Origin of the sequence: Streptomyces sp. NPDC003247 (assembly GCF_042888135.1) — a bacterium.
In the GTDB taxonomy this organism is placed as follows: domain Bacteria; phylum Actinomycetota; class Actinomycetes; order Streptomycetales; family Streptomycetaceae; genus Streptomyces.
In genome coordinates this window covers 63,868-83,801 of the sequence record NZ_JBIAPF010000020.1, presented here as the reverse complement: position 1 = coordinate 83,801, position 19,934 = coordinate 63,868, and the positions used below count along the sequence as shown (strand labels likewise).

Below are 19,934 nucleotides of genomic sequence, written 5' to 3'. Positions count from 1 at the left end.
GTCGCGCCCCGGTCGCGCCCCGGCCGCACCCCAGGGCGCACCCCCAGCACCACCCCCGGCCGCCCCCTCGGCGACCGCCCTCCCCGCACCGTCTCCACCCTCACCACGACCCCTTCCGCACCCCCGGCAGATACCCCGCGTGCGCCTGCTCCCGCAGGCTCACCCGGGACAGCCCGAACGCGCGGAAGTACCCCCGCGGCCGTCCGTCCACCTGGTCACGGTTGCGTACGCGCGTGGCGCTCGCGTCACGCGGCTGGCGGCGCAGCTCGCGCCGAGCGGCCTGCCTTTCCGCGTCCGCCGACGACGGGCGCCGGAGGATCTCCTTCAGCTCGGCCCGCCGCCCGGCGTACCGGGCGACGGTCTCCCGCCGCTGCTCGTTCTTCGCGATCTTGCTCTTCTTCGCCATCAGAGCCTCACCCCCCGGGCGCGGATCCGGGCCACGGCGGCCTCGACGCCGATCGCGTCGACGGTCCGGATCCCGCGGGCGCTCAACCGCAGCCGCACGTACCGGCCTTCGCCGGGCAGCCAGTACCTCTTGGACTGGATGTTCGGGTCGAAGCGGCGCGAGGTGCGCCGGTGGGAGTGGGAGACGCGGTTGCCGAAGCCGGGCCGGGCGCCGGTCAGCATGCAGTGCGCGGACATGGGTGACGTACCTCTCCTGAAGCGGTAGTGCTAATGGAATTCATTTTCAGTAAGGTATCAGCATGGCACGCAACGAACTGCGCCCGGTCGTCAGACTCCGCTCCACGGCGGGCACCGGCTACACCTACGTCACCCGCAAGAACCGCCGCAACGACCCGGACCGCATGACCCTGCGCAAGTACGACCCCGTCGTCGGCCGTCACGTCGACTTCCGAGAGGAGCGCTGAACCACCGCCATGCGCAAGGGAATCCACCCCGCCTACGGTCCCGTCGTCTTCCGCGACCGGGCCGCGGGCCACGCCTTCCTCACCCGTTCGACGATGACCGGCGAGAAGACGATCGAGTGGGAGGACGGGCACACCTACCCGGTCGTGGACGTCGAGATCTCGAACGTCAGCCACCCCTTCTACACCGGCACCGCCCGCGTCCTGGACACGGCCGGCCGCGTGGAGCGCTTCGAGCTCCGGTACGGGAAGCGGGGCGGGGCGTGAGCCTGTCCGTGGTCCTGGTCGGCGGGCTGCACGCCGACGCCCGCGGGGCGGCCGTCGCGCGGCTGCTCGCCGACGTGCCCGGCGCCGTCGTCCTCCACCACGACCTGTCGACGGCCGCCGCCGGTACGGTCGTACGGACCGTGCGGGACGCCACCGGCGTCCTCTCGGTCCGCGAGGCGCCCCTGGTCGACGACTGCGCCTGCTGCGCCCTGCGCGAGGACCTGGTGCCCGAACTGCGCCGCCTCGCCGACGACGGCACCACGCGGCTCGCGGTGGTCGAGCTGTGGGACTCCGTCGAGCCCAAGGCGATGGCCGAGGCGGTGGTGGCCGGCGGTCTCACCGTCACCGGCGTGATCACGGCCGTCGACCCGGCACTGCTGCTGCCGTACCTCGCCGACGGCGACGACCTCGCGGACGTCGGCCTCGCCGCGGCCGCCACCGACCGGCGGACCGTCGCCGACACCTTCGCGCGGCAGCTGGAGTACGCCCCGGTCCTGGCCGTCGTGGACTCCCCGGAGGCCGACGACGAGGACCACGAGCTGCTGGCCCAGCTCCACCCCACGGCCCGCAGGGTCGGGGTCCCCGTGCCGGGCGGCCGGCCGGGGAACAGGCCAGGGAACAGGTCGGGGAACCGGGCGGGCACCCCGTCGTCCGCCTCCGAGAGCCCCCCACCCACACCCCCACCCGGCCCCCTGCCCGACACGCCCGGTTCCCCGCTGGCCGCCGCCGCCCTCGCCGGCTTCGACGTGGAGGCGGCCACCGCAGCACAGCACCCGGCCTGCGCGCTGCTGCCCGCCGAGGCCGACGCGCACGGTGTCACCACGCTCGTCTGGCACCGCCGCCGCCCCTTCCACCCGGAGCGGCTGTACGCGGCGCTGGAGGGTCTGACCTGTGCCGCGGCCCGCAGCAGGGGCCGGTTCTGGCTCGCCGACCGGCCCGACACGCTGCTCCACTGGGACGCGGCCGGCGGAGCCCTGTGCGTGGAGCCGGCCGGGCCGTGGCTCGCGTCCCTGCCCGACGCGGCCTGGGACCTGGTGCCGCCCGTGCGCCGCGCGGCCGCCGCGCTGGACTGGCACCCCGAACACGGCGACCGCTGCCAGCACCTGGTCTTCACGTCCCCCGCGCTCGACCGGGACGGCCTGACCGGTCTGCTGGAGTCCTGCCTGCTCACCGACGCCGAGTACGCCGCCGGGCGCGACGCCTGGAAGCGGCTGCCGCCCGCCTTCGACACCCTTCTGGAGGTCTGACCCCCGATGCCCCGCAGGAGCGAGCGCGAGCCCGCCCGGAACCGGCCCAACCCGCTGTACCGGGCCGGGATCACGTACATCGACTACAAGGACACCGACCTGCTGCGGACGTTCCTCTCCGACCGCGGCAAGATCCGCAGCCGCCGGGTCACCCGGATCTCGGCCCGGCAGCAGCGCCAGGTGGCCCGAGCGATCAAGAACGCCCGGGAGATGGCCCTCCTGCCGTACGGCGGCCGCTGACGCCGAGGGCATGAGCGGAGACCGGCCACCGGCGTAGGCACGGTCGCGCCGGTGGCGTATGCCCGGACGCCGTTCCGAGGAGCGGGAATACGACCGCTGTCCGGTTCCGTCGCGTGCCGGCTCCGGGTGAATCTGCGCCGACGTGCCCTCGGCGCGGCCGTGTGCGCGCCGGTCCCGCCGCTCGCCCCTGTGGACGATCTCCCCGTCGTCCGCGGGGGCGAGCGCTTGTCGCGGACGCCGGGGGTGGGGGAGGCGGCCCGGCCTGTTCGCGCCGGGGGCGGGGGAGGTGCGTGGCGTTCCGGTTGGCGCGGCGCGAGGGCCTCGTGGGCCGTCCGCGCGCCGCGCGGGTGCGGTGAATGGACGGTCCGAGTCCGCCCGGGCACGGGGGCCCCGGCCGGAACCCGCGGTGCGCACGGTGCGTCGCCGGCCGAACCGGATGCGCGACGGCGGAACACGGGCGCCACCCGGTGCGTCTTCTCCTGTGCGCGATAGTTCGATCCGAACCATCTGTGGGCGGCCGGCGGCCTACGCAGGCCACCCACAGGAACCGGTGGTCGCATGGCCCGTGGACCCCGGGGCAGACGCGCGACGGGGACCGAAGGGCGAAGGCATCGGGTAGGGCGGGCGTCCCCGCTGTAACCGCACAGGCACCCGGCGTGCACGTGCATCTGCTCATGCAGCTGCACATGAACGGGGTTATGATCCGGAACAGTTGACCACGGCACCTATGGCCACACGAGCCAGTGCACCACCAGGGAGCGACCTGTGGACCACGACGTTGACGGGGGGCATGACGTGTACAACGGCATGGCGGCCACACAGCTGTCCGGGGTTGCCTGGCAGAAGAGCCGGCACAGCAATTCACAGGGTTCCTGCGTGGAGTTCGCGCGGTTGCCCGGCGGTGAGGTGGCCGTGCGCAACTCGCGCTTCCCGGACGGTCCCGCGCTCGTCTACACGCGTGCCGAGATCGAGGCGATGCTGCTGGGCATCAAGGACGGCGAGTTCGACCACCTGATCGCGAGCTGACCACCGTCTGCCGTCTGCCGTCTGACCCGTCTGCCGTCTGCCGTCTGACCCGTCTGCGTCCGCTGTCCATCGCCTGCTGCCCGGCTGCCCGGCTGCGTGACCGTCTGGCGGTGGAGGCGGTGGTGGCGGCGGAGATTCTGCGGGAAGGGGTGGAAAAGTGGCTACGACGCGCGTAGAACCGCGGCGTCACAAGACGCCGCGGTTCTCATTCATCCGCGGTGGGCAGCCGGAACAGCGCCCACACGACCTTCCCGCCCAGCGTGCCGGCGAACGGGTGCCAGCCCCAGCCGTCGGCGAAGGAGTCGACCAGGAACAGGCCGCGGCCGCACTCGGCGGCGAAGTCGTCCGCCTCGCGCGGCAGCGGGCTGTCGTCGCTGTGATCGCGCACCGCGCACACCAGCCGCTCGGTCCACCGCATCAGGTGCAGCCGCACGGGCGGATGCTGCTCGTGCGGGAGGCGGGGGGCGCAGTCGGACGGCAGTCCGTGCCGCAGGGCGTTGGTCACCAGCTCGGAGACGACCAGACAGACGTCGTCGAAACGGTCGCCGACATCCCACTGTCCGAGCGTTCTGCGGGTGAACTGCCGTGCCTCGCGCACCGCTTCGTAACGGGCGGGCAGTGCACAGGAGGCGGCGTCGGACACGGCCGCGGGATCAAGCGGCGGAAGGCCCTGCCGTAACGGCTCGAGCATGGTCGATCCATTCGTCCCCATGCGAGGCACTCCCGGGATTCGCGGTCGTTGCGATGCAGCGGTGGCGCGAGACCATCGTTTCCGATGCGTAGGGCAGATGCAAGGGCAGATGCACGTGCACGTGACCGAAATGGACCTCCCCGTACCGCTTCTTGGCCATTTTTTCCGCCATCTTCTTGCCGATCAGGGGCATGCCCTTGCCTTCTCCCCTCTCTTCCCTGAGGCCACTCTGTGCGTATCCTTTGGCTTCTTTCCATCTCTGTAATCGGACGAGTACAGCTCGAAGTGTTTTAGTGGCAGACTGCGGGACCCTGAGAACGGTTGGGGAGGCTGGCGAAGGTGAGCGCGGGAGAGCCCGGATCGGTGGTGCGGCGGATGCTGCTCGGCTCGCAACTACGGCGACTGCGGGAGGCGCGCGGCATCACGCGCGAGGCGGCCGGCTACTCGATCCGTGCGTCGGAGTCGAAGATCAGCCGCATGGAGCTGGGCCGGGTGAGCTTCAAGACGCGGGACGTCGAGGACCTGTTGACGCTGTACGGCATCACGGACGACACCGAGCGCCAGGCGCTCGTCTCGCTCGCCCGCGAGGCCAACGTGGCGGGCTGGTGGCACAGTTACTCCGACGTCCTGCCCAACTGGTTCCCGACGTACGTCGGCCTGGAGGGCGCCGCCTCGCTGATCCGTGCCTACGAGGTGCAGTTCGTGCACGGGCTGCTCCAGACCGAGGCGTACGCGCACGCGGTCGTGCGGCGCGGCATGAAGGGCGCGAGCGTGGCCGACATCGACCGCCGGGTGGCGCTGCGCCTGGAGCGGCAGAAGTACCTGGTGGCCGAGAACGCCCCCGACTTCCACATCGTCCTCGACGAGGCCGCCCTGCGCCGGCCCTACGGCGACCGCGAGGTGATGCGCGGGCAGCTCCAGCACCTGATCGACATCTCCGAGCGCCCCAACGTGCGGCTCCAGATCATGCCGTTCGGCTTCGGCGGGCACTCCGGGGAGAGCGGCGCCTTCACCATCCTCAGCTTCCCGGAGTCGGACCTGTCGGACGTCGTCTACCTGGAGCAGCTCACCAGCGCCCTCTACCTGGACAAACGCGAGGACGTCGCCCAGTACGAGCAGGCGCTGAAGGAGCTCCAGCAGGACAGCCCCGGGCTCGACGAGAGCCGGGACCTGCTGCGCGGTCTCCTCCAGCTTTCCTAGGGTTTTCCCCAGAGAAGCCCGGAGAAGCCACAACCCCCTTGCCGCGCTCGTACGATGACGTCCCATCAGATGGTGACGCGGTCGCAGCGCAGGGATTGAGGGATCACATGTCGTCGTACTTCACCGACCTGGCCCAGCAGTACATCGACGGTGAGTGGCGCCCGGGCACCGGCTCGTGGGACATCATCGACCTCAACCCCTACGACGGCGAGAAGCTCGCCTCGATCACGATAGCCACGGTCGACGAGGTCGATCAGGCCTACCGGGCCGCCGCCCGCGCCCAGAAGGCCTGGGCCGCGACCAACGCCTACGCCCGCCGCGCCGTCTTCGAGAAGGTGCTGCGCCTGGTCGAGGAGCGCGAGCGGGAGATCACCGAGGTGATCATCGCCGAGCTCGGCGGCACCGGCCTCAAGGCCGCCTTCGAACTGCACCTCGCCAAGGAGTTCCTGCGCGAGTCGATCCACCTGGCGCTGCGCCCCGAGGGCCGGATCATCCCCTCGCCGGTCGACGGCAAGGAGAACCGCCTCTACCGACTCCCGGTGGGCGTCGTCGGCGTGATCAGCCCCTTCAACTTCCCCTTCCTGCTGTCGCTGAAGTCCGTCGCGCCCGCCCTGGCGCTCGGCAACGCCGTGGTCCTCAAGCCCCACCAGGACACCCCGATCGTCGGCGGCACGCTGGTCGCGAAGCTCTTCGAGGACGCGGGCCTGCCCGCCGGCCTGCTGAACGTGGTCCTCACCGACGTCGCCGAGATCGGTGACGCCTTCCTCGAACACCCGGTCCCGCGGGTCATCTCCTTCACCGGCTCCGACAAGGTCGGCCGTCACGTCGCCACCGTCTGCGCCGCGCACTTCAAGCGCACGGTCCTGGAACTGGGCGGCAACAGCGCCCTCGTGGTCCTCGACGACGCCGACGTCGACTACGCCGTCGACGCGGCCGTCTTCAGCCGCTACGTCCACCAGGGCCAGGTCTGCATGGCCGCCAACCGCGTCCTGGTCGACCGCTCGATCGCCGACGAGTTCACCGAGAAGTTCGTCGCCAAGGTGAAGTCCCTCAAGGCCGGCGACCCGAGCGACCCGCAGACGGTGATCGGCCCGGTCATCAACTCCTCCCAGGCGGAGTCCCTGACGGCCGCCGTGGAGCAGGCCGTCGCGGGCGGCGCGACGGCCCTCGTCCACGGCGCCACCACCGACAACCTCGTCGAGCCCAGCGTCCTCACGGACGTCCCCGCCGACTCGCCCCTGCTGCGCCAGGAGCTCTTCGGCCCGGTCGCCTTCCTCATCCCCTTCGACGGCGAGGAAGAAGCCGTCCGCCTCGTCAACGACACCCCGTACGGCCTCAGCGGCGCCGTCCACACCGGCGACGTCGAGCGCGGCGTCCGCTTCGCCCAGCGGATCGACACCGGCATGTTCCACGTCAACGACGGCACCGTCCACGACGAGCCCCTCGTGCCCTTCGGCGGCGAGAAGAACTCGGGCGTCGGCCGTCTCAACGGCGAGACGACGCTGGAGGCGTTCACCACCACCAAGTGGATCTCCGTCCAGCACGGCCGGAGCGGCTTCCCGTTCTAGGGCCTGCCAGGGCCTGCCCAGGGCCCGTCGTCCGGCTCGGGTCGCAGGGGCCGGTCCGCGCCCCTGAGCTGCTGGGACCCGCCGGGGAGGGCGGTCGGCGGGCTCCGGCGCGCCTCAGTGGTGGAACCCGGTCGCCGCCCCCTTGTCCCGGACCGCCGGTCCCGACTGGCGCCGCAGCTCCGGCAGCAGCCGTCGCAGGTCCTCCACGAACAGTTCCGCGAGGTCCTCCGAGAAGCCGTTGCGGCAGACGACCCGCAGGACGGAGAGGTCCTCCCGGTTCGGCGGGAAGGTGTACGCCGGGACCAGCCAGCCGTTCTCCCGCAGCCGGCGGGAGACGTCGAAGACGTCGTACGCCGTCACGTCCGGTGCCGTCGTGAACGCGAAGACCGGCAGCTGGTCGCCCCGGGTGAGGAGCCGGAAGTCACCGAGGGCCTCCACGCGGTCGGCGATGCCCCGGGCCACGTCCCGCGTGGTCTGCTGCACCGCGCGGTAGCCCTCGCGGCCGAGTCTCAGCAGCGTGTAGTACTGGGCGACGACCTGGGCGCCGGGCCGGGAGAAGTTCAGCGCGAAGGTCGGCATGTCGCCGCCCAGGTAGTTCACCCGGAAGACGAGCTCCTCCGGCAGGGCCTCCTTGTCCCGCCACAGCGCCCAGCCCACCCCGGGGTACACCAGGCCGTACTTGTGCCCCGAGGTGTTGATCGACGCCACGCGCGGGAGACGGAAGTCCCACACCAGGTCCTCGTCGAGGAAGGGGGCGACCATCGCGCCGGACGCGCCGTCGACATGCACCGGGATGTCGAGGCCGGTGCGCTCCTGGAGGGCGTCCAGGGCCGCGCACAGGTCGGCGATCGGCTCGTAGGACCCGTCGAAGGTGGAGCCGAGGATGCCCACGACCCCGACGGTGTTCTCGTCGCACAGCTCGGCGGCGGCCTGCGGGTCGAGGTGGAAGCGGTCGCCCTCCATGGGGACCAGACGGGCCTCCACCTCCCAGAAGTTGCAGAACTTCTCCCAGCACACCTGGACGTTGACACCCATGACGAGATTCGGCCGCGCTCCGGGCGCCTGACCACGCTTGCTCCAACGCCGCTTCAGCGCCATCCCGGCCAGCATGCACGCCTCGCTGGACCCGGTCGTCGAACAGCCCACCGCCGCCGACGGATCCGGCGCGTTCCACAGATCGGCGAGCATCGCCACACAGCGGCGCTCCAGCTCGGCGGTGCGCGGGTACTCGTCCTTGTCGATCATGTTCTTGTCCCGGCACTCGCCCATCAGGACGCCGGCCTGCGGCTCCATCCAGGTGGTGACGAAAGTGGCCAGGTTCAGCCGTGCGTTGCCGTCGAGCATCAGCTCGTCGTGGACCAGCTGGTAGGCCGCCGACGGAGCCATCGGTTCGTCCGGCAGCCGGTGCTTGGGCGGGGCCTCGGTCATGCCGCCGACCGGGTTCGCCTCACCGTAGAACGGGTTCACGGACAGGGGGCGTTCGTCGGGCTTCTGGGGACCTTTGTGCAGGGGCACGGGCTTCCTCCCAACCGCGGACCGGCCTCCGGCCGGCTCGCATCGGCTTGCATCACTTCATCGGATCGAGGGGTGTGATCGGTTCATCGGATCGAGGCGCGTGTTCGGTTCGTCGGGTCGAGGGGGTCTGTCCGGTTCATCGGATCGAGGGATCTGTCCGGTTCATCGGATCGAGGCGGCTGTCCGGTTCATCGGATCGGGGGGGCCTGTCCGGTTCACACGCTCAGCGCACCGCCGTTCCGTCGTCGCGCAGCTGCATCTGCGGCCGGCCCGTCACCAGCAGCCACGCGGGGAGCGAGGCGATGCACAGCAGCGCGACGATCGTCGGGGAGGACACCAGGACGGCCGCGACGAACAGGCTCACCCAGCCCTGCCGGGTGATGGCCAGCAGCAGGCCCAGCACGCCCGTGGCCACGCCCACCGCCGGATGCACCCCGGGCACCAGCGCGTGGGCGGTGAGGCCGAGAGCGGAGCCGATGAACACGGCGGGGAAGATCCGCCCGCCCCGGAACCCGCAGGACGCCGCGACGAGCAGCGCCGCCAGCTTCACCACCGTCATCGTGGCCAGCTGCCCGGCCGACCAGCCGTCCGGATCGGCCGCGAGCTCCCCGACCTCCTCCAGTCCCTTGAAGAGCGTCAGATGGCCGCCCAGGGCAGCCAGCAGCCCCAGCACGAGCCCGCCGGCGGGCAGCGCCAGCATCGGGTGTCCGAGGCGCGTGAACGCGCCGTGCACGTAGGGGAAGGCCCGTACGGCGCACATGCCGAGCAACGCGGCCACGGACGCGATCACGAGCGCCGCGAGCAGGTCGGCCCAGCCGGGACGGCCGAACGGGGGGAGGTGCAGGTCGAAGCTCGGCTCGGCCACCAGAGTGGTGGTCATCGAGCCCGCCGCCGCCGCGACCAGCGGCGCGAAGACGCTGTCCCACAGCGGCCCCTTGGTCCCTCTGCCCGCCAGCGCCTCGGAGATCAGCAGCGCCGCCGCGACCGGGGTCCCGAACAAAGCCCCGATGGTCGCCGCCTCGGCGAGCACCGGCCATACCGGGCCCGGCATCCGGGGCACCAGCCTGCGCCCCAGCCAGAAGGCGAGCGCGACGTTCACCGCGATGATCGGGTTCTCCGGGCCCAGGCTCGGCCCGCCCGCCAGCATCAGCGCGGTCGCCACCACCAGGCCCGGGAGGACGACGGGCGGCAGCACGGGCGCGTCCAGGCCCGTCGTGGCGGGGTCGGGTCCCGCGTGCCCCGGAGCCTTCCACACCACGAGACCCACCAGGATCCCGGTCGAGGTCAGCATGACGAGCATCCACAGCACCGAGTACCGGCCCACCCCCAGCGCGTCCGGGAGATCCCCCCACAGCACGTCCTGGAGCCGCTCGGCCGCCCCGCTCACCAGCAGGAGCAGCAGGCTCGCCAGGACGCCGACGGCCAGGGCGGGCAGGATCAGCGGCAGCAGGGCGCGTGCCGGGGTCGTGGGAGCGGTGGGCGCCTGCCGCGTGCTGTCCTGGGCCACGACCTCACGATAAGCAGGCAAAACGGACATGACATCCGGGGGGAGCCGAAAGGGGGGCGTGCGGGCCGGCGGGACTTGCACCTCACGCGGCGTGAGGGCGCACCGTGGAACGCGAACCGAGAAGGGAGCGGACGAAGTGAGCTACGCCATAGGACAGGTGGCGGGTTTCGCCGGGGTCACGGTGCGCACCCTGCACCACTACGACGAGATCGGCCTGCTCGTCCCCGGCGGCCGCAGCCACGCGGGCCACCGGCGTTACGACGACGCCGACCTCGACAGGCTCCAGCGGATCCTGTTCTACCGCGAGCTCGGCTTCCCGCTGGAGGAGGTCGCCGCCCTGCTGGACGACCCGGACGCGGACCCGCGCGCGCACCTGCGCCGCCAGCACGAACTGCTGACCGCGCGGATCGAGAAGCTCCAGAAGATGGCCGCGGCCGTGGAACACGCCATGGAGGCACACGAGATGGGCATCAGGCTCACGCCCGAGGAGAGGTTCGAGGTCTTCGGCGACAAGGACCCCGAGCGGTACGCGGAGGAGGCGGAGGCGCGCTGGGGCGGCACCGAGGCCCACGCCGAGTCCCGGCGCCGCGTCTCCAGCTACACCAAGGACGACTGGAAACGGCTCCAGGCCGAGGTCGACGCCTGGAGCGGGCGCTACGCGGACCTCGTGGAGGCCGGTGAGCCGTCCACCGGCGAGGCGGCCATGGACCTCGCCGAGGAACACCGACGGCACATCTGCACCTGGTACTACGACTGCCCGTACGAGATGCACCGCTGTCTGGGCGAGATGTACGTCTCCGACGAGCGTTTCAAGGCGTTCTACGACTCCATGCGGCCCGGTCTCGCCGAACACCTCAAGGAGGCGATCACGGCGAACGCGGCCCGGTACACCTCTTAGCGCCGGGTACGTCCGCCGGGGCCCTGCCCGCCGGCGTGGTTGCCGGTACCCGTGCCACAGGTTTCACCGACCGGGATCACAGTGCATCCTGGGAAGCCCCATGGAACCTGGGCCGTGGCGGCTGCGTTGATACGTTGGGGCAGCCAGTCCCAGCCCGCACCCACAGCAGGAGCCACATCCCCGTGACCACGCTTGCGCTAGGCCCCGAGTGGCTCAGCCCGGACTACCTGATCGAGACCTTCAGCCTGCCCGGCATCCTGCTGATCGTCTTCGCCGAGTCCGGCCTCTTCGCCTTCCTCCCGGGTGACTCCCTGCTGTTCACGGCGGGTCTCTTCGTGGCCCAGGGGCAGTACATCAGCCAGCCCCTGTGGCTGGTCTGCGCGCTGATCGTGATCGCCGCCGTCGTCGGCGACCAAGTGGGCTACATGATCGGCAAGTTCTTCGGTCCCAAGCTCTTCAGCCGGCCCAACTCCAAGCTCTTCAAACAGGAGAACCTGGAGAAAGCGCACGAGTTCATGGAGAAGTACGGCCCGAAGGCGATCGTCCTGGCCCGCTTCGTGCCGATCGTGCGCACCTTCGCCCCCATCGTGGCGGGCGCCGGCCGCATGAAGTACCGCACCTTCCTGTCGTACAACGTCATCGGCGGCGTCGCCTGGGGCACCGGAGTCACGCTCGCGGGCTACTGGCTCGGCCAGATCGAGGTCATCCGGACGAACGTCGAGGCGATCCTCGTCCTCATCGTGGTCGTCTCCGTCGTGCCGATCATCATCGAGTACCTGCGCGAGCGGGGGAAGAAGAAGCGCGCGGCGGCGGAGGAGCCCCCCGCCCCGGCCATGGCCCAGGCCCACACCCCGGTCATGGACGACGCCACGACCCAGCTCCGCCGCATCGAGCAGCACGAGCCGTACGCCGCCCACCAGGGCCAGGGCGACTACCGGGACGGTCACCAGGAGGAGTACCGGGACGGTCACCAGGCCGGCTACCAGGACGACTACTACGGCCGGCAGCAGTACCCCCACCAGCAGCAGTACCCGCAGGAGCAGCCGTACCAGCAGCAGCAGCAGTACCCGCCGCAGCAGGACTGGCAGCCGCAACAGCAGCCCCAGCAGCAGCCGTACGACGCCCGGCAGCACCAGAACGGCCAGTACCCCCACAACCAGGGCTACTGACCCCGGCCGGAAAGGGGCGCGGGGAACTGCGCGACAAGCCACGACGAACCCGCGCCCGCCCGGAACGGAACGCACCACACCGGAACGCACCACACGGGAACGCACCGGCCGGAAAGGGGCGCGGGGAACTGCGCGACAAGCCCCGACGAACCCGCGCCCGCCCGGAACGGTACGCACCGCACGGGAACGCACCGCACGGGAACGCACCGCACGGGAACGCGCCGGCCGGAAAGGGGCGCGGGGAACTGCGCGACAAGCCACGACGAACCCGCGCCCGCCCGGAACGGAACGCACCGCACGGGAACGCACCGCACCGGAACGCACCGCACCGGTACGCACCGGAAGCGAACACACCGCACCGCACAGCGCAGCGCCCCGCTCAGAATCCCCGCGTCCTCTTGGCCGCCCGCCGTTTCTCGGCGGAGCCGATCCGCAGGAACATCCGCGACACCTCGGACCCCAGGTTCACCCCGATGGCGATGGCCATGGCCAGCGCCGCGGCCTTGGTCAGCGAGGTCAGCCCCGTGTCCACCTCGCTCTGGGCGATCGACAGCAGCCCGAAGTAGGTGGCCGACCCCGGCAGCAGCGGCCCGATCGCCGCGGTCGTGTAGGGCAGCGCGGAGGCGAACCGGTACCTCGACAGCAACTGCCCGAACAGTCCCACCACCCCCGCCGCGACGGCGGTGGAGGCGACCGGCGAGATGTCGCCGGCGTAGCGCATGGCGCCGTACACCGACCAGGCGACACCGCCGTTCAGCGTCACGGCGAGCACGGTGGTCCGTTCCTGCTGGAGCAGGACCGCGAAGGTCAGCGACAGCAGCATCGACGCGCCGATCTGCACCACGGGCCGCTCGGTGATGCCGAGGGCCACGTCGGGGTTGAGATGGGCACCGAGCTGCACACCCACGTACAGCATCAGCAGCACGCCGACGACGATGCCCACGAAGAAGTACAGCACCTCCAGCAGGCGGGCGGCCGCGGTGATGTAGAAGCCGGTCAGACCGTCCTGGACGCCCGCCACCAGCGCCCGCCCGGGCAGCAGCGCGAACAGCCCACCGGTGATCACCGCGGACGCCTTCACGTCGACGTGCGCCAGCGTCAGCGCGACCCCGATCGCGGCCGGCGGCATCGCGGCCACCAGGAACTGGTAGAACTCCGGCAGTCCGCGCCCCGCGCAGAGCCAGGCGAGCCGGTCGCCGAGCATCGCGCCGAGAGCGGCGGCCACGAACACGACGACGTCACCGCCGACGAGCACCGAGGCCGCGCCCGCGAGCAGCCCGCTCGCCGAGGTCAGCACCCAGGTGGGGTACGGGTGCCGGTTGCGCCGTATCTCGGCGAGCCGCCGGTAGGACTCCTCCAGGGACAGGTGCGTCTCGGGGTCGCTGAGGTCGTCCACCAGCTGGAAGACGGCCGCGAGCCGGGTGTAGTCGGTGCCCCGGCGGCGCACGGTCCGCGACGCCGTCACCGGGTCCTCCACCAGGGACGGCTGGTAGGAGATCGACAGCAGGGTGAAGGTGACGTTCGGCTCGCAGCGGTCGAGCCCGTAGGAGCGGCAGACCGCGAACATCGCGGCCTCCACGTCCTCGGCGCCCTCACCGCCGGCCAGCAGCAGCTCCCCGATGCGCAGCGTCAGGTCGAGCACGCGCGGGACGGCCGGACCGCCCTCCTCCTCCGCCTTCGGCACCCGCTCCGGCGCGGGCCGCTCGGCCACCGGCATGCGCAGCATCGTGCGCATCCGGTCCTGCCAGGGCACGTCCTTGGTCAGGCTGACCACCGGGACGCCCTCGGCGGGTGTGAACGCCGCCGACGCGTGGCGGGTGCTGTAGGTGCTCGGCGTGCTGAACGCCGACCCCTCGGGCTCCCCCGACGCCGGCTGCGGGGCGCCCAGCCCCTTGGGAACGGCGAACTCCGACGTCGTCTCCGACTCGCCGCCGGCCCTGGGCAGGGCCAGACCCGGCGGAACCGCGAACTCGGAGGTGATCTCGGAGTCGGGCACGCTCCTGGCCTCGTCCGACTGCGGTTTGCGGTCCTCCGCCTCCGTCACTGAGCAACGCTCCCTGAACGACACATTCCGTAAGCCTCAGTATGCGCAGACGCCCGTCCGCGCACCGAGGTACCTGTGCCCACGGTCACGCGACCCGCACAGGGGCTTTCCGTCCGCGGACATGCGAAGGGGGCCGCACGCGCGCGTGCGGCCCCCTTCGCTGCGGGGAGGTCAGTGACCGCCCTGCTCCTTGAAGCGCTTGTACGACCGCTCGATCTCGGTCTCGGCGTCGGTGCGGCCGACCCAGTTGGCGCCCTCGACGGACTTGCCGGGCTCCAGGTCCTTGTAGACCTCGAAGAAGTGCTGGATCTCCAGGCGGTCGAACTCCGACACGTGGTGGATGTCGCGCAGGTGCTCCACGCGCGGGTCGGTCGCCGGGACGCACAGCAGCTTGTCGTCGCCGCCGGCCTCGTCCGTCATCCGGAACATGCCGATCGCGCGGCAGCGGATGAGGCAGCCCGGGAAGGTCGGCTCGTCCAGGATGACCAGCGCGTCCAGCGGGTCGCCGTCCTCGCCGAGGGTGTTCTCGACGAAGCCGTAGTCGGTCGGGTAGGCGGTCGAGGTGAAGAGTCGACGGTCCAGGCGGATCCGACCGGTCTCGTGGTCCACCTCGTACTTGTTCCGCGAACCCTTCGGGATCTCGATCGTGACGTCGAACTCCACCGGTGGCTCCTCCATGATCAGCACATAGTTCTGGTGGTTAAGTGTCCCTCACGCAGGGGTGTGATCGCGAAAGGGGCTGGTGGTCGTGCCGGAACTGAGGCCTTGGCGCGCCGCGAGACCGCACGTGGTGCGGGCCGCGAACGCCGTACGACCGCGTCTGGCACGGGCCGCAGGGATCGTACGGCCTCGCGCCGAACGCGCCGCGGCCGCCGCGAAGCCGCGGATCGCACGGCTCACGCAGGCGGCGAAACCGCAGCTCGCGCGGATCGCGATGCCGAAGGCCGGCCGGACCTGGCAGTACACCACGTGCGCGGCGACCGCCGGACTGGCCCTGGCCGTCGGCGTGGCGACCGCCGCCGGCCCCTGGGACTCCACCGGTCAGCGTACGGCCGAGCGCCACCGGGCCGCCGCACTGGAACGGGCGGGTGGCGCAGATCACGGCGCCACGGCCGGGGCGCCGGACACCGGCCCGTCCGATGCGTCCGGTACGTCCGGCGCGGCGGCCGGCGCGCCGGAGCCCGCCCCCAGCGCGGCCTCCGTCCTGACCGGCCTGGGCGGCACCACGACCACCGTGAAGGCCGCCCCTGCGGCCGACGCCCTCGCCGGCGTCCTGGACCCCCTGCTCGCCGACCCGGCTCTCGGCGCCCGCCGCACGGCCGCGGTCGTCGACGTGGCCACCGGCACGCTCCTGTACGGCGCCGGAGCCGACGAGGCACTCACCCCGGCCTCCACCACCAAGATCGCCACCGCGGTCGCCGCGCTCGCCGCGATGGGCGCCGACCACCGCCTGACCACCCGCGTCGCCCTCGAACCCGACACCGGGGAGGTCGTCCTCGTCGGCGGCGGCGACCCCACCCTCACCGCCCGCGCCGACGCCGAGGGCTACGCCAGCCTGCGCACCCTCGCCGCCTCGACCGCCGCGGCCCTGAAGAAACGCGGCATCACCCGGGCCACGCTCTCCTACGACACCACCCTGTACGCCGGCTCCGAGATTCACCCCATCGGGGTCAACCCCAATCTCGCCCCCGTCACCGCCCTCACCGCTGACGAGGGCCGCACGGACGGCTCGGCCAAAGGCCCGGCGACCCGCGTGGCGGACCCGGCGGCCGACGCGGCGAGCGGGTTCGCGGACCTCCTCCGGTCGCACGGCATCGACACCACGCCCCCCGGCCCGTCGAAGGCGACCGCCCGCGCGGAGACCCTCGCGACGGTCTCCTCGCCCCCCTTGTCCACCCTGGTCGAGCGGATGCTGACCAACAGCGACAACGACATCGCCGAGGCGCTCGCCCGCCAGACGGCCGTCGCCACCGGCGAACGCGCCGACTTCGCCGGCGCCGGCCGGGCCATCCGCGCGCAGCTGGCGAAGCTCGGACTGCCGCTGTCCGGCGCCGAGTTCAAGGACGGCAGCGGCCTCGACCGCGAAGACCGGCTGACCGCGAGCCTGCTGACCGCCCTCCTCGCGAAGGCCGGCGACCCGGCCCACCCCGACCTGCGCCCGACCCTCACCGGTCTGCCCGTCGCCGGCTTCACCGGCACCCTCAGCAGCCGCTACACCGATGGCGCGGCCGGTGTCGTCCGTGCCAAGACCGGCACGCTGACCGGCGTCAACACCCTCGCCGGCACCGTCGTCGACCAGGACGGCCGCCTCCTGTCCTTCGCCCTCCTCACCTCGGACACGACCGACCCGACGGCGGCCCAGGCCGCGCTGGACCGCGCGGCGACGGCCCTGGCGGGGTGCGGATGCCGGTGAGGGCGGAGCGGGGGCCGGAGCCGGGGCTCGGGACGCCGTAGGGGCGGAACGGCGTCGCCGTCCCGCCCGGCCTCCGGGCCACCCTGATCTGTCCCCCACCCCTCTTCCGCGATCTGCCCCCAGCGCGGGCGCTCACGTACGGTTGACACATGACGAGCTTCGGTGGTGCCTCTTCCGGGATGGTCGACTGGAATCTCGCGGTGGCGACCGCGACGCGGCTCGTGCGGCCGGGCCCCGAGGTGAGCCGCGACGAGGCGCGCGCCGTCGTCGCGGAACTGCGCCGGCACGCCAAGGCCTCGGAGGGACACGTCCGGGGCTTCACTCGTATGGGGACCGAGGACATCCACGACACCCCCGTCCTCGTCGTCGACCGCCCCGGCTGGGTCCGGGCGAACGTCGCCGGCTTCCGCGAGATCCTCAAGCCGCTCCTCGACAAGATGCAGGAGCGGCGGGGCAACACCCCCGGCGGCGCGGTGTTCGGCGCCCTGGGCGGCAAGGTCACCGGCGTCGAACTCGGCATGCTGCTGTCGTTCCTGGCCTCCCGGGTCCTCGGCCAGTACGAGACCTTCGCCCCCTCCACCCGCGACCTCCCCGCCGGCGCCGACGGCGGCGGCCGCCTCCTCCTCGTCGCGCCGAACATCGTCCACGTGGAGCGCGAACTCGACGTCGAACCGCACGACTTCCGCCTCTGGGTGTGCCTCCACGAGGAGACGCACCGCACCCAGTTCTCCGCGGTGCCCTGGCTGCGCGACCACCTCGAGGGCGAGATCCAGGCGTTCCTCGCCGAGACCGACGTCGACCCCATGACCTTCCTGGAACGCATCCGGGAAGCCGCCCAGTCCCTCGCCGGCGGCCGCCCCGAGGGCGACGAGGACGACGGCGGCCGCTCCCTGGTCGAACTCGTGCAGAGCCCCGCCCAGCGCGAGATCCTCGCCCGCCTCACCGCCGTGATGTCCCTCCTGGAGGGCCACGCCGACTTCGTCATGGACGGGGTCGGTCCGGCCGTCGTCCCGACCGTCTCCGAGATCCGGGAGAAGTTCCAGCAGCGCCGCGCCAAGGGGGCGTCCCGCCTGGACATGGCGCTGCGCAAGCTGCTGGGGCTGGACGCCAAGCTCAAGCAGTACAAGGACGGCGAACGATTCGTCCGGGCGGTCGTCGACCAGGTCGGCATGGACGGCTTCAACCACGTGTGGACCTCGCCCAACACCCTCCCGACCAAGGCCGAGATCGCCGCACCGGCGGACTGGGTCGCGCGGGTGCACCGCAGGGCCGAGCCGTGAACCGGACCGGTCCGCCGCGATCCCCCGCGATCCCCAGTGATCCCCAGTGATCCTCCATGGTCCCTCGTGAACCACGATCCGGCCCGACGGCAGTCGAATGCCCCTGCAATCACCCGTCCGAGGGACCGTGAGCCCACGGCAGGCGTGCAATGCTCGGGGAACGGCCCGGTTCTGTCACCATCTACACACTCTGAGTGACCGAGCTCGGGTTCACCCCCGACAACTTCATGAAGGGAACCGGACATGGGTCCCCATCCTGCGGTCGCGGCGATACGCCTGGCGGTCCGCCGCGTCCTCCACGACCTCCTCACCGAACACACCAGCACCCCAGACGCCCCCGACACCCCCCGGGGTGTCCCGCCGCGCACCCCCCTGAGCGTCCCCCCGCACGAGCGCCCACCGTCGCCGCTCGTGCTCGTGGCGTGCTCCGGCGGCGCCGACTCCATGGCGCTCGCCTCCGCCCTCGCCTTCGAGGCCCCCAGACTCGGCATCCGCGCCGGCGGCATCACCGTCGACCACGGTCTCCAGGCCGGCTCCGACCTGCGGGCCGAGGAAGTCGTCCTGCGCCTGCGCGAACTCGGCCTCGACCCGGTCGAGTCCGCCGCCGTGACCGTCGGCCGCACGGGCGGACCCGAGGCCGCCGCCCGGGACGCCCGCTACGCCGCCCTCGACGCCGCCGCCGAACGCCACGGCGCCACCGCCGTCCTCCTCGGCCACACCCGCGACGACCAGGCCGAGACCGTCCTCCTCGGCCTCGCCCGCGGCTCCGGCATCCGCTCCCTGTCCGGAATGGCCGCGGTCTCGGGGGCCGGCGGCCGTTACCGCCGCCCCTTCCTCGCCCTCGACCGGCAGACCGCCCGCAAGGCCTGCATGGTCCAGTCCCTGCCCGTCTGGGACGACCCGCACAACACCGACCCCGCCTACACCCGCTCCCGGCTGCGCCACGAAGGTCTGCCCGCCCTGGAGAAGGCCCTCGGCAAGGGCGTCGTCGAAGCCCTCGCCCGCACGGCCCGGCTCTCCCGCGACGACGCCGACGCCCTCGACGCCTGGGCCCGCCAGGCCGAGGCCGCCGTACGGGACTCCGCCGGGCTCCTGGAGTGCGCCAAGCTCTACGCCCTCCCGCCCGCCGTGCGCCGCCGCGTCCTGCGGCGCGCGGCCATCGAGGCGGGCGCCCCGGCCGGTTCGCTGTTCGCCCGGCACATCGAGGAGGTCGACCGGCTGATCACCGGCTGGCGCGGTCAGGGAGCCATCAATCTCCCCGGCCGGGTCGTCGCCCAGCGCCAGGGTGGCAGACTGGTGATTCGGCAAGGCTGAATCCCGACCCCCTCCGAGCACCTCGGGGAGGGGTCGGCCGGCCGGTGGGACGACCGAAAGTGATGCGGGTGGACGCGAAAGACATGGGTGCCGACCTCCAGCAGGTACTCATCACCAAGGAAGAGATCGACGCGAAGCTGGCCGAGCTGGCCGCGAAGATCGACGCGGAGTACGCGGGCAAGGACCTGCTGATCGTCGGTGTGCTCAAGGGCGCGGTGATGGTCATGGCGGACCTCGCCCGGGCGCTGTCCACCCCCGTCACGATGGACTGGATGGCCGTGTCGTCGTACGGCGCGGGCACCCAGTCCTCCGGTGTGGTGCGGATCCTCAAGGACCTCGACACCGACATCAAGGGCAAGCACGTCCTGATCGTCGAGGACATCATCGACTCCGGACTGACGCTGTCCTGGCTGCTGTCCAACCTCGGCTCGCGCGAGCCCGCCTCCCTCAAGGTGTGCACGCTGCTGCGCAAGCCCGAGGCCGCCAAGGTCGCCATCGACGTCGAGTGGGTCGGTTTCGACATCCCCAACGAGTTCGTCGTGGGCTACGGCCTCGACTACGCCGAGAAGTACCGCAACCTCCCGTTCGTGGGGACGCTCGCGCCCCACGTCTACGGCGGCTGAGCCACACGAGTCCCTTGCAGGACGAGCGGGAACCCCAGCGGGTTCCGCGCCGTTGAAGCATGCAGA

Annotated in this window: 21 protein-coding genes; 13 read left to right on the top strand and 8 right to left on the bottom strand. The window is 71.9% G+C overall.

Going from position 1 to position 19,934, the window contains the following annotated elements:
* Nucleotides 1-100 precede the first annotated feature (100 nt).
* Both rpsN and rpmB read right to left on the bottom strand, forming a co-directional pair.
* On the bottom strand, nt 101-406 hold the full coding sequence (rpsN, locus tag ACFYWQ_RS40765; protein WP_389524993.1) for a 30S ribosomal protein S14: 306 nt from the start codon (nt 404-406) through the stop codon (nt 101-103).
* Nucleotides 406-642: a 50S ribosomal protein L28 gene (gene rpmB / locus ACFYWQ_RS40760; RefSeq protein ID WP_389524990.1), complete on the bottom strand. Its 237-nt coding sequence runs from the start codon at nt 640-642 to the stop codon at nt 406-408. Before rpmB ends, rpsN begins: the two co-directional genes overlap by 1 nt.
* Before the next feature lie 62 nt (nt 643-704).
* Here rpmB and rpmG point away from each other — a divergent pair, with 62 nt between their 5' ends.
* The 5 genes from rpmG to ACFYWQ_RS40735 all read left to right on the top strand — a co-directional run bounded on the left by rpmG (nt 705) and on the right by ACFYWQ_RS40735 (nt 3,646).
* Nucleotides 705-869: a 50S ribosomal protein L33 gene (gene rpmG / locus ACFYWQ_RS40755; protein ID WP_171170554.1), complete on the top strand. Its 165-nt coding sequence runs from the start codon at nt 705-707 to the stop codon at nt 867-869.
* Between the two features lie 9 nt (nt 870-878).
* Complete coding sequence (locus ACFYWQ_RS40750; RefSeq protein WP_389524987.1) at nt 879-1,133, top strand: type B 50S ribosomal protein L31; 255 nt, start codon at nt 879-881, stop codon at nt 1,131-1,133.
* The gene (locus ACFYWQ_RS40745; protein ID WP_389524984.1) at nt 1,130-2,380 is read left to right on the top strand and encodes a GTP-binding protein; all 1,251 of its coding nucleotides are present in this window, start codon (nt 1,130-1,132) and stop codon (nt 2,378-2,380) included. The genes ACFYWQ_RS40750 and ACFYWQ_RS40745 overlap by 4 nt, the downstream gene beginning before the upstream one ends.
* A 6-nt stretch (nt 2,381-2,386) precedes the next feature.
* A complete protein-coding gene (rpsR, locus tag ACFYWQ_RS40740; RefSeq protein WP_389524981.1) occupies nt 2,387-2,620 on the top strand; it encodes a 30S ribosomal protein S18 in 234 nt (77 codons plus the stop codon).
* A 765-nt stretch (nt 2,621-3,385) separates the two neighbouring features.
* Nucleotides 3,386-3,646: a DUF397 domain-containing protein gene (locus ACFYWQ_RS40735; protein WP_389524979.1), complete on the top strand. Its 261-nt coding sequence runs from the start codon at nt 3,386-3,388 to the stop codon at nt 3,644-3,646.
* A gap of 205 nt (nt 3,647-3,851) precedes the next feature.
* Here the strand turns inward: ACFYWQ_RS40735 and ACFYWQ_RS40730 are convergent, their stop codons facing one another.
* On the bottom strand, nt 3,852-4,358 hold the full coding sequence (locus ACFYWQ_RS40730) for an ATP-binding protein (protein ID WP_389524976.1): 507 nt from the start codon (nt 4,356-4,358) through the stop codon (nt 3,852-3,854).
* Nucleotides 4,300-4,530, bottom strand: a complete 231-nt coding sequence (locus ACFYWQ_RS40725; protein WP_389525164.1) for a hypothetical protein — start codon at nt 4,528-4,530, stop codon at nt 4,300-4,302. The genes ACFYWQ_RS40730 and ACFYWQ_RS40725 overlap by 59 nt, the downstream gene beginning before the upstream one ends.
* A gap of 182 nt (nt 4,531-4,712) precedes the next feature.
* On the opposite strand from ACFYWQ_RS40725, the gene ACFYWQ_RS40720 reads away from it, so the two are divergent.
* Nucleotides 4,713-5,537 carry a helix-turn-helix domain-containing protein gene (locus ACFYWQ_RS40720; RefSeq protein ID WP_389525156.1) on the top strand — a complete coding sequence of 275 codons (825 nt, stop codon included), beginning with the start codon at nt 4,713-4,715 and terminating at the stop codon, nt 5,535-5,537.
* A gap of 107 nt (nt 5,538-5,644) precedes the next feature.
* A complete protein-coding gene (locus ACFYWQ_RS40715) occupies nt 5,645-7,105 on the top strand; it encodes an aldehyde dehydrogenase family protein (RefSeq protein ID WP_389524973.1) in 1,461 nt (486 codons plus the stop codon).
* A gap of 114 nt (nt 7,106-7,219) precedes the next feature.
* Here the strand turns inward: ACFYWQ_RS40715 and ACFYWQ_RS40710 are convergent, their stop codons facing one another.
* Nucleotides 7,220-8,620: a glutamate decarboxylase gene (locus ACFYWQ_RS40710; protein WP_389524970.1), complete on the bottom strand. Its 1,401-nt coding sequence runs from the start codon at nt 8,618-8,620 to the stop codon at nt 7,220-7,222.
* Nucleotides 8,621-8,843: 223 nt separating this feature from the next.
* On the bottom strand, nt 8,844-10,127 hold the full coding sequence (locus tag ACFYWQ_RS40705) for an ion channel protein (protein ID WP_389524967.1): 1,284 nt from the start codon (nt 10,125-10,127) through the stop codon (nt 8,844-8,846).
* Nucleotides 10,128-10,263: 136 nt separating this feature from the next.
* Here ACFYWQ_RS40705 and ACFYWQ_RS40700 point away from each other — a divergent pair, with 136 nt between their 5' ends.
* Together ACFYWQ_RS40700 and ACFYWQ_RS40695 are read left to right on the top strand one after the other, a co-directional pair.
* Nucleotides 10,264-11,025, top strand: coding sequence for a MerR family transcriptional regulator (locus ACFYWQ_RS40700; RefSeq protein WP_389524964.1), 762 nt, complete (start codon nt 10,264-10,266; stop codon nt 11,023-11,025).
* 182 nt (nt 11,026-11,207) lie between these two features.
* On the top strand, nt 11,208-12,194 hold the full coding sequence (locus tag ACFYWQ_RS40695) for a DedA family protein (RefSeq protein ID WP_389524961.1): 987 nt from the start codon (nt 11,208-11,210) through the stop codon (nt 12,192-12,194).
* A 379-nt stretch (nt 12,195-12,573) separates the two neighbouring features.
* Here the strand turns inward: ACFYWQ_RS40695 and ACFYWQ_RS40690 are convergent, their stop codons facing one another.
* Both ACFYWQ_RS40690 and ACFYWQ_RS40685 read right to left on the bottom strand, forming a co-directional pair.
* Nucleotides 12,574-14,238 carry a threonine/serine exporter ThrE family protein gene (locus ACFYWQ_RS40690; RefSeq protein ID WP_389524958.1) on the bottom strand — a complete coding sequence of 555 codons (1,665 nt, stop codon included), beginning with the start codon at nt 14,236-14,238 and terminating at the stop codon, nt 12,574-12,576.
* Between the two features lie 171 nt (nt 14,239-14,409).
* Nucleotides 14,410-14,901: an inorganic diphosphatase gene (locus tag ACFYWQ_RS40685; RefSeq protein WP_030734045.1), complete on the bottom strand. Its 492-nt coding sequence runs from the start codon at nt 14,899-14,901 to the stop codon at nt 14,410-14,412.
* 79 nt (nt 14,902-14,980) lie between these two features.
* Between ACFYWQ_RS40685 and dacB the strand changes: the two genes are divergently transcribed.
* The 4 genes from dacB (at nt 14,981) to hpt (ending at nt 19,868) form a co-directional block, all read left to right on the top strand.
* The gene (gene dacB / locus ACFYWQ_RS40680) at nt 14,981-16,651 is read left to right on the top strand and encodes a D-alanyl-D-alanine carboxypeptidase/D-alanyl-D-alanine-endopeptidase (RefSeq protein ID WP_389524955.1); all 1,671 of its coding nucleotides are present in this window, start codon (nt 14,981-14,983) and stop codon (nt 16,649-16,651) included.
* 149 nt (nt 16,652-16,800) lie between these two features.
* The gene (locus ACFYWQ_RS40675) at nt 16,801-17,931 is read left to right on the top strand and encodes a zinc-dependent metalloprotease (protein WP_389524952.1); all 1,131 of its coding nucleotides are present in this window, start codon (nt 16,801-16,803) and stop codon (nt 17,929-17,931) included.
* A gap of 243 nt (nt 17,932-18,174) precedes the next feature.
* Nucleotides 18,175-19,245, top strand: a complete 1,071-nt coding sequence (gene tilS / locus ACFYWQ_RS40670) for a tRNA lysidine(34) synthetase TilS (RefSeq protein WP_389524949.1) — start codon at nt 18,175-18,177, stop codon at nt 19,243-19,245.
* A 62-nt stretch (nt 19,246-19,307) separates the two neighbouring features.
* Nucleotides 19,308-19,868: a hypoxanthine phosphoribosyltransferase gene (gene hpt / locus ACFYWQ_RS40665; protein WP_094057060.1), complete on the top strand. Its 561-nt coding sequence runs from the start codon at nt 19,308-19,310 to the stop codon at nt 19,866-19,868.
* The last annotated feature ends 66 nt before the right edge of the window (nt 19,869-19,934 follow it).

Bases quoted from the DNA above. Each gene is read 5' to 3' on its own strand.
- ACFYWQ_RS40720 (WP_389525156.1), top strand. From the start codon at position 4,713: ATGCTGCTCGGCTCGCAACTACGGCGACTGCGGGAGGCGCGCGGCATC.
- ACFYWQ_RS40725 (WP_389525164.1), bottom strand. From the start codon at position 4,530: ATGCCCCTGATCGGCAAGAAGATGGCGGAAAAAATGGCCAAGAAGCGG.
- ACFYWQ_RS40730 (WP_389524976.1), bottom strand. From the start codon at position 4,358: ATGGGGACGAATGGATCGACCATGCTCGAGCCGTTACGGCAGGGCCTT.
- ACFYWQ_RS40750 (WP_389524987.1), top strand. From the start codon at position 879: ATGCGCAAGGGAATCCACCCCGCCTACGGTCCCGTCGTCTTCCGCGAC.
- rpsN (WP_389524993.1), bottom strand. From the start codon at position 406: ATGGCGAAGAAGAGCAAGATCGCGAAGAACGAGCAGCGGCGGGAGACC.
- tilS (WP_389524949.1), top strand. From the start codon at position 18,175: ATGGGTCCCCATCCTGCGGTCGCGGCGATACGCCTGGCGGTCCGCCGC.
- rpmB (WP_389524990.1), bottom strand. From the start codon at position 642: ATGTCCGCGCACTGCATGCTGACCGGCGCCCGGCCCGGCTTCGGCAAC.
- rpmG (WP_171170554.1), top strand. From the start codon at position 705: ATGGCACGCAACGAACTGCGCCCGGTCGTCAGACTCCGCTCCACGGCG.
- hpt (WP_094057060.1), top strand. From the start codon at position 19,308: ATGCGGGTGGACGCGAAAGACATGGGTGCCGACCTCCAGCAGGTACTC.
- ACFYWQ_RS40675 (WP_389524952.1), top strand. From the start codon at position 16,801: ATGACGAGCTTCGGTGGTGCCTCTTCCGGGATGGTCGACTGGAATCTC.
- ACFYWQ_RS40715 (WP_389524973.1), top strand. From the start codon at position 5,645: ATGTCGTCGTACTTCACCGACCTGGCCCAGCAGTACATCGACGGTGAG.
- rpsR (WP_389524981.1), top strand. From the start codon at position 2,387: ATGCCCCGCAGGAGCGAGCGCGAGCCCGCCCGGAACCGGCCCAACCCG.